The organism is Corallococcus sp. AB049A, assembly GCF_003668885.1.
Taxonomy (GTDB): Bacteria; Myxococcota; Myxococcia; order Myxococcales; family Myxococcaceae; genus Corallococcus; species Corallococcus interemptor.
Map to the genome: position 1 here is coordinate 1 of NZ_RAWL01000922.1, position 545 is coordinate 545.

1 protein-coding gene is annotated in these 545 nt (G+C 67.9%); it reads right to left on the bottom strand.

Features of this window, described 5'->3' with window-relative positions:
- Positions 1-535 (bottom strand): hypothetical protein (locus tag D7X55_RS45925; RefSeq protein ID WP_199747365.1); only part of this gene is annotated, 535 nt, incomplete at its 3' end.
- Positions 536-545 lie beyond the last annotated feature (10 nt).

The following is a 545-nucleotide window of genomic DNA, read 5'->3' on the forward strand; positions in this document are numbered from 1 at the left end:
CTTCGTGCCCCGGCGCGGCGGCCTTGAACTTGTCCAGGTGGTGCACCAGCACGCCCGCATAGATGCGGTTCCACACGTGGCTGAGCATGAAGCTGGCCGAGCGCACTACCGGGCTGGAATAGTCCGCAGCGATTTCCCAGGCGTAGGCGTGTGCCTTCTTCCAGGCATCGGCCGGCTTTGAGTTGTCGCGCTTGGCCTGTGCGGCGATCGCTTCGCGTACCGGCTCGGCGGCCAGCACCTGGTCCACCAGCAGGCGCCGGGTCGACAGGTCGGGGCCGATCACCGATTCACGGATGCGTCGGAAGTGCGTACGCAGCACGCGCTGCAGCTTGCGCACCGTGCGCTCCGGCTCCAGGCCTTCATCCACGGTGTTGCGCAGGGAGATCGGCGGGGCGAAGCGGACGATGGTGCTGCGGCCGTTGAGCAGCACCGCCAGCAGGCGACGGAAGCGGCCGACCAGTGCCCAGTTTTCCGAGAACAGCACCGCGAACCAACCGCTCTGCTTGTCCGGGGCGCGGCCGACGAAGATCGACACCGGCACCAGG